Here is a 6,044-nt window from a genome sequence, read left to right on the forward strand (position 1 = left end):
GCGGGGCGGAGCGGCCGGCGGAGCGGGGGGCAACGGCGCCGGCGCGCGCCCGGCGAGGTCGCCGCCTCCAGCATCGCCTCCAGGTGCTCGGCGGGCACCCCCCAGCCGAAGAGCGCGCCCTGCCCGAACCGGCAGCCCGCGGCGACCACCGCGGCCAGCTCGGTCGGGTTGGTGACGCCCTCGGCGATCACCTCCAGCCCGAGCTGGTGACCGAGGCGCATGACGATGTCGACCATCGGCGCGAACGCGGGCCCGTCCCGGCCGACCGGACGCACCGGCTCGTGCTCGGCGACCAGGCTGTGGTCGATCTTCAGGATGTCGATCGGCAGCCGGCGCAGCTGCCCCAGCGAGGAGTAGCCGGCACCGAAGTCGTCCAACGCGATCCGGACCCCGGTGAGCCGCAGCGCGGTCAGCCGCCGGATCAGCTCGTCGAGGTCGGTGGCGACCGCGTGCTCGGTGACCTCCAGCACCAGCCGCTGCGGCGGCACGTGGTGCGCGCGCAGCGCGTCGGCGACCTGCACGACGTACTCCGGGGCGTGCAGCTCGCGCGGGGAGACGTTCACCGACACCCAGACGTCGTGGCCGTCGGCCAGCCAGCGGGAGAGCTGGTAGCAGGCCTGGTGCAGCACCCAGGCGCCCAGCTTGGCGATCATCCCGCACTCCTCGGCGAGCGGGATGAACTCGTCCGGGCGGACGTTGCCCAGCTCCGGGTGGTGCCAGCGGAGCAGCGCCTCGGCGCCGACCGGACGCACCGAGGGCAGCGACGCCACCGGCTGGAACGCCAGCCGCAGCTCGTCGCGCTCGATCGCCCCGCGCAGCTCGTGCTCGAGCGTGGTCCGCCGGCGCAGCAGCTGGTCGTACGCGGCGTCGTACCGCTCGATCCGGTTCTTGCCCCGCTGCTTGGCGTAGCGCAGGGCCAGGTCGGCGTTGCGCAGCAGCAGCTCCACGTCGGGCTCGCCGCAGTTCCCGGCCACCCCGATGCTGACCGAGAGGAAGACCGGCCCCTCGGGCTGGTCGTACGGGCGGCCGAGCACTCCGAGCAGCCGCTCGGCCACCCGGTCGCGTCGGTCGAGCCGCGCATCAGCACCGCGAACTCGTCGCCGCCGAGCCGGGCCGCCAGGTCGCCCGGACGCAGGTTGCCGCGCAGCCGGCGGCCCACCTCGGCGAGCACCACGTCGCCGACGTCGTGCCCGCGCATGTCGTTGACGTTCTTGAAGCCGTCGAGGTCGAGGCCGAGCAGCACGCCGGGCACATCGGCCTCGACGCAGCGGTGCAGCGCCCGCAGCAGCCCGCGCCGGTTGGCCAGGCCGGTCAGCGGGTCGGTGTGCGCCAGCTCGCGGAAGTGCGCCTCCCGCTCGGCCAGCCGGCCGGCGTAGCGGCGCACGTCGTTGAGCGCGAGGTACTGCCGGGCCACCAGCGCGAAGCCCTCGACGCTGCCGGCGACGATGCCGAACGCGTCGAACCGGCCGCCCTGGAGGAGGTGGAACATCGCCGAGGCGGCCATGGCGAACATGGGCACGAAGGCGTACTCGCCGTCCCGGCGGATCAGGTCGACGTCCACCTGGCCGGGCGGGTCGACCCGGTACACCGCCAGGACGGTGGCCAGCAGCCCCGCCGCCTGCACCGCCGCGCCGGTCAGCGCCATCCCCGGGCCGGCCTGGCAGAGCCCGGTGGCCAGGCCGAGCCCGCCGCAGGTCACCCCGGTCACACCGGCGCCGAGCAGGGCGAGCCGGCGCCGGGGCGGGGCGGCCCGCAGTACCATGATCATGGTCAGCCCGGCGGTGAGCGCGGCGGCCAGGGTGGCCAGCACGATCGGTACGCAGGCAATCGGGGTGGCCGCGCCGAGTAGCCGGGTCGGTTCGGTGAACACCACCCAGCCGACGAACCAGAGCGCGCTGGCCATGATCAGGCCGTCGAGGAGCAGCCGGGCGGTGGCGGGCCCGGTCGCGGCCGTCCCGGGCAGCCGGAGCAGGGCGGCGCCGAGGGCGAGCCCGCACAGCGCCGTGCCGATCGACATCAGGGTCGCGAAGCCGGTGCGCTGCCCCTGGTGGTGGGCCCAGTGCTCGCTGTCGGCGAGCGTGGCGGTGACCCCGACGAGGAGGGTGAGCAGCGCGATTCCGGCCGCCGTGGCGAGCAGCACGTGAGCCTGGCGGTGGGGCCCCACCCGGCGGCGGGCGGACGCGGTCAGCAGCGCGGTGGCGACGGCGGCGACGAGCCCGCTCAGCACCGCGACGGCGGCCATGCCCGGGGGGAAGTGCACGACCTCAACTGTGCCGGATGGGCGCACTTCGTGGGGAACCGGGTGCGCAACTGTTGGGACACGGCGCGCGCACCGGGGGGTCGCCGCGAGACCGGTGTCAGACTGGTACGCATGCCTGAGCTGCGGTCGAGGACCTCCACCCACGGTCGGACGATGGCCGGTGCCCGGGCCCTGTGGCGGGCCACCGGGATGACCGACGACGACTTCGGCAAGCCGATCGTCGCCATCGCCAACAGTTTCACCCAGTTCGTCCCCGGTCACGTACACCTCAAGGACCTCGGCGGCCTGGTCGCGGACGCGGTGGCCGAGGCCGGCGGGGTGGGCCGGGAGTTCAACACCATCGCGGTGGACGACGGCATCGCGATGGGCCACGGCGGCATGCTCTACTCGCTGCCCAGCCGGGAGCTGATCGCCGACGCGGTGGAGTACATGGTCAACGCGCACTGCGCGGACGCCCTGGTCTGCATCTCCAACTGCGACAAGATCACCCCGGGGATGCTGCTGGCCGCGCTGCGGCTGAACATCCCGACCGTCTTCGTCTCCGGCGGCCCGATGGAGGCCGGCAAGACGGTGGCGATCGAGGGGATCGTGCACTCCAAGATCGACCTGATCGACGCGATGATCGCGTCCTCCAACGAGGCGGTCACCGACGACCAGCTCGGCGAGATCGAGCGCTCGGCCTGCCCGACCTGCGGATCCTGCTCCGGCATGTTCACCGCCAACTCGATGAACTGCCTGACCGAGGCGATCGGTCTGGCGCTGCCGGGCAACGGGTCGACGCTGGCCACCCACGCCGCCCGCCGGTCGCTCTTCGTCGAGGCCGGCCGCACCGCCGTGGAGATCGCCAAGCGCTGGTACGACGGCGACGACGCCTCGGTGCTGCCCCGCGCCATCGCCAACCGGAGCGCCTTCGAGAACGCGGTCGCCCTGGACGTGGCCATGGGCGGGTCGACCAACACGATCCTGCACCTGCTCGCCGCCGCCCGGGAGGCCGAGCTGGACTTCGACGTGGCCGACATCGACGCCATCTCCCGCCGGGTGCCCTGCCTGGCCAAGGTCGCCCCGAACTCGCCGCAGTACCACATGGAGGACGTGCACCGGGCCGGCGGCATCCCGGCCATCCTCGGCGAGCTGGACCGCGCCGGCCTGCTCGACCGGGACGTGCACGCGGTGCACTCCCCCAACCTGGAGCGCTGGCTCGCCGACTGGGACGTGCGCGGCGGGTCGGCCACCCCGGAGGCGGTCGAGTTGTTCCACGCCGCCCCGGGCGGGGTGCGCACCACCGAGCCGTTCTCCACCACCAACCGCTGGTCGTCCCTGGACACCGACGCGGCCGGCGGCTGCGTGCGGGACCGGGAGCACGCCTACTCGGCCGACGGCGGGCTGGCCATCCTGCACGGCAACCTGGCCCCGGACGGCTGCGTGGTGAAGACCGCCGGGGTGCCGGAGGAGTGCCTGACGTTCCGCGGCCCGGCGAAGGTCTACGAGTCCCAGGACGACGCGGTGTCGGCCATCCTGGCCAAGCAGGTGGTCGCCGGCGACGTGGTGGTGATCCGGTACGAGGGCCCGAAGGGCGGCCCGGGCATGCAGGAGATGCTCTACCCCACTTCCTTCCTGAAGGGTCGCGGGCTGGGCCGGTCCTGCGCGCTGCTCACCGACGGGCGGTTCTCCGGCGGTACCTCCGGCCTGTCGATCGGGCACGTCTCCCCGGAGGCGGCCTCCGGCGGGCTGATCGCGCTGGTCCGCGAGGGCGACGAGATCGTCATCGACATCCCGGGGCGCTCCATCGAGCTGAACGTTCCCGAGGACGTGCTGCAGGCCCGGCGGGTGGCCGAGGAGAAGCGGGACCGCCCGTACACCCCGACCGACCGGCAGCGACCGGTGTCGGCGGCGCTGCGCGCGTACGCCTCGATGGCCACCTCGGCCAGCGACGGCGCCTACCGACGCGTCCCGGAGTGAGCGGCCGGGGCTCCCACTCGGCGCCCCGGCCTGTCCGCTGACGAAGTGATCCGACGGAGGGCCGCCAGGAGGGATCAGGCGGTGACGGCTGTCACGGGTGCGGCTGCGTCGGCTCCGCCCAGCGCGACGGTCCGGGCGTGCCGGATCGCGGCCGGGGTGTCCGGGAAGACCAGCCCCTCGCGGCGCAGCTCGTCGGCGATCCCCAGGGTGCTGAGCACCTGGTCGTGGCCGGGGGTGATGCCGGAGAGCAGGACGGTGATGCCGCGTCCCCGCAGCCGGCGGATCGCGTCGCCGAGCACGTGCGCCCCGGTGGCGTCCATCGTCGTCACCCGGGACATCCGCAGGATGACCACCCGGACGTCGGCGACCTCGGAGAGTTCCAGCAGGAAGGTGTGCGCGGCGGCGAAGAAGAGCGGCCCGTCCAGCCGGTAGGCCACGATGTGCTCGGCCAGCAGCGCGTGCTCCTCGGCGCGGTGCTCGCCGGCGTCGAGGGGAACCTGTTCCAGCCGGGCGCTGCGGGCGACCGCGCGCAGCGCGAGCACGACGGCGACAGCCAGTCCGACGGCCACGGCGGTCACCAGGTCCCAGATCACGGTGACGGCGAAGGTGAGCACCAGCACGACCGCGTCGCCGCGGGTGGCCCGGGCGAGCGCCCAGAGCGAGCCGGCCTCGACCATCCGCACGGTGGTGGCCAGCAGCACGCCGGCCAGCGCGGCGAGGGGAATCCGGCCGACCAGCGGCGCGGCGGCCAGCACGATCGCCGCGAGGGCCACGGCGTGGGTGAGGGCGGCGAGTTTCGAGGCCGCCCCGCCGCGGACGTTCACCGCCGTGCGGGCGATGGCGGCGGTCGCCGGGATGCCGCCGAAGAGCGGCGAGGCGAGGTTGGCCAGGCCCTGGCCGAAGAGTTCCCGGTCCGGGTCGTGCCGCTGGCCGACGGTCATCCCGTCGGCGACGGTGGCCGACAGCAGGCTCTCCAACGCGGCGAGGGCCGCCACCGCGAGCGCGCTGGGCAGCAGCATGCCCACCGCGTCGAGGTCGAGGAAGCCCAGCGACGGCGCGGGCAGGCCCTGCGGGAGCGCGCCGATGCGCACCAGGTCGACCGGGGCGAGCTCGGCGAGGACGGTCGCGGCGGCCACCCCGAGCAGCGAGAACGGCAGCCGGGGACGCCACCGGGCGCCGAGCAGCATGAGCGCCGCGACGGCGAGGGCCACCGCGAGGGCCGCCGGTTTCGGATGTACGACGAACCGGGCGACCGCGTCGGCGGCCACCGCCCAGACCTTCTCGCCGTGGGCGCCGGTCACGCCCAGCGCGGCGGGGACCTGTTGCAGGGCGATCACCACGGCGATGCCGGCGGTGAAGCCCTCGATCACCGGGGTGGGCAGGTAGCGGACGTACCGGCCGAGGCGGGCCAGGGCGAGGGCGATCAGCACCAGGCCGGCCATCGCCCCGACCATGAGCACCCCGGTGGGGCCGAAGCGCTGCACCACCGGCACCAGGACCACGGTCATCGCCCCGGTGGGCCCGGAGACCTGGAGGTTGGAGCCGCCGAAGACGGCGGCCACCGCGCCGGCGACCACGGCGGTGACCAGGCCCGCCTGGGCGCCCAGCCCGGAGGTGACGCCGAAGGCCAGAGCCAGCGGCAGCGCCACCACCGCCACGGTCAGCCCGGCCAGCAGGTCCCGCCGGGGCGAGCGGCGGGCCGCCGCCCAGTCGGCCCGGCCGGGCAGCCAGCCCGAGCCAGTCGGCTGCGGAGCAGGACGCCGACCCGCCGCAGCCGGTGCCCGCTCGTGCCTGGCCGGCGCGAGGGTCCCCTGCCGGCGCCGCC

The 6,044-nt window shown here is 74.9% G+C and carries 2 protein-coding genes and 1 pseudogene; 1 reads left to right on the forward strand and 2 read right to left on the reverse strand.

Annotated features, from left to right (window positions below; genetic code table 11):
* Positions 1 to 2,242, reverse strand: a pseudogene (locus JNW87_RS33300) (putative bifunctional diguanylate cyclase/phosphodiesterase); the annotation flags it as partial.
* Between the two features lie 129 nt (positions 2,243 to 2,371).
* On the opposite strand from JNW87_RS33300, the gene ilvD reads away from it, so the two are divergent.
* Complete coding sequence (ilvD, locus tag JNW87_RS33305) at positions 2,372 to 4,219, forward strand: dihydroxy-acid dehydratase (protein ID WP_238455047.1); 1,848 nt, start codon at positions 2,372 to 2,374, stop codon at positions 4,217 to 4,219.
* A gap of 74 nt (positions 4,220 to 4,293) precedes the next feature.
* Here the strand turns inward: ilvD and JNW87_RS33310 are convergent, their stop codons facing one another.
* Positions 4,294 to 5,946, reverse strand: a complete 1,653-nt coding sequence (locus JNW87_RS33310; RefSeq protein WP_238455048.1) for a SulP family inorganic anion transporter — start codon at positions 5,944 to 5,946, stop codon at positions 4,294 to 4,296.
* Between the last annotated feature and the right edge of the window lie 98 nt (positions 5,947 to 6,044).

The organism is Micromonospora sp. ATA51 (genome assembly GCF_016802855.1).
Taxonomy (GTDB): domain Bacteria; phylum Actinomycetota; class Actinomycetes; order Mycobacteriales; family Micromonosporaceae; genus Micromonospora; species Micromonospora sicca.

Bases quoted from the DNA above. Each gene is read 5' to 3' on its own strand.
- ilvD (WP_238455047.1), top strand. From the start codon at position 2,372: ATGCCTGAGCTGCGGTCGAGGACCTCCACCCACGGTCGGACGATGGCC.